Origin of the sequence: Streptomyces sp. NPDC047022 (assembly GCF_040644155.1) — a bacterium.
Classification (GTDB): domain Bacteria; phylum Actinomycetota; class Actinomycetes; order Streptomycetales; family Streptomycetaceae; genus Streptomyces.
Genome location: NZ_JBEYVV010000102.1, coordinates 1 through 1,491, shown reverse-complemented (window position 1 = coordinate 1,491; position 1,491 = coordinate 1). Strand labels below are relative to the sequence as shown.

General features: G+C 68.3%; 1 protein-coding gene. It reads left to right on the top strand.

The genetic code is table 11. The features are described 5' to 3' along the window. The first annotated feature begins 266 nt into the window (after nt 1–266). On the top strand, nt 267–1,469 hold the full coding sequence (locus ABZ845_RS31935; protein WP_360987054.1) for an IS110 family transposase: 1,203 nt from the start codon (nt 267–269) through the stop codon (nt 1,467–1,469). Nucleotides 1,470–1,491 lie beyond the last annotated feature (22 nt).

The window sequence follows — 1,491 nt, the reverse complement described above, 5'->3', positions numbered from 1 at the left end:
CCCCGTTATGTTTTGCGCGGTCCTGCAAGAGGGCCGCTGGCCTCCGGGCCCGGCATGACTGTTCCCCCCTGTCGAACGGATGACCTGGGGGGTGGTGTCACCGGGCCCGAGAGGCGCCGTTGGAGACGCTGATGAGAGGTCTGACCACCGCCTGGTCTGGCGCAATGCCCGGCATCCCGCGGGCGGCAGGTCTGCATAACGTGGATGCGCGCATACGACGCCAACGCCCTGGCCAGCACCGCACGAACTCGGTTCAGGAGGATGGGTTGTACGACATCGACGACGTGGGCGTCTTCCTCGGCCTGGACGTCGGCAAGAGCGCCCATCACGGGCACGGTCTCACCCCGGCAGGCAAGAAGGTCTTCGACAAGCAGCTGCCCAACAGCGAGCCGAAGCTGCGGGCCGTCTTCGACAAACTGGCCGCGAAATTCGGCACCGTGCTGGTCATCGTGGACCAGCCCGCTTCCATCGGAGCCCTGCCCCTGACCGTCGCCCGGGACGCCGGCTGCAGGGTTGCCTACCTGCCCGGACTCTCGATGCGGCGGATTGCCGATCTCTACCCGGGCGAGGCGAAGACCGACGCGAAGGACGCCGCGGTGATCTCGGACGCCGCACGGACCATGCCGCACACCCTGCGCTCGCTTCAGCTGACCGACGAAATCACCGCCGAGCTGACCGTGCTGGTGGGATTCGATCAGGACCTCGCCGCCGAGGCGACCCGCACCTCCAACCGGATACGCGGCCTGCTCACCCAGTTCCACCCCAGCCTCGAGCGCGTCCTCGGCCCACGCCTGGACCACCCCGCGGTGACCTGGCTGCTGGAACGCTACGGATCCCCCGCTGCGCTGAAAAAGGCCGGTCGCCACAGGCTCGTTGAGGTGATCCGGCCGAAGGCTCCGCGCATGGCCGCCCGGCTGATCGACCAGGTCTTCGACGCGCTCGACGAGCAGACCGTCGTGGTCCCGGGCACCGGCACCCTCGACGTCGTGATCCCGTCCCTGGCCCGTTCACTCGCTGCCGTCCACGAACAGCGACGAGCCCTGGAAGCGCAGATCGGACAGCTGCTGGAGGCTCACCCTCTTTCCGCGGTCCTGACCTCGATTCCCGGGGTCGCGGTCAGGACCGCCGCCACGCTGCTGGTCACCGTCGGCGACGGCACCAGCTTCCCCACCGCCGCTCACCTGGCCTCCTACGCCGGTCTTGCCCCGACGACCAAGTCGTCGGGGACCTCGATCCATGGAGAACATGCGCCCAGAGGCGGCAACCGGCAACTCAAACGCGCGATGTTCCTGTCCGCGTTCGCCGCCCTGCACGATCCCGCCTCCCGCACCTACTACGACCGCTGCCGGGCCCGCGGAAAGACCCACACCCAAGCGCTTCTCCGACTGGCCCGCCACCGCATCAGCGTGCTCTTCGCGATGCTCCGCGACGGCACCTTCTACGAACCCAGAACCCCACGCCTCGCTTGACGAAAGACATAGAGGCACCCCC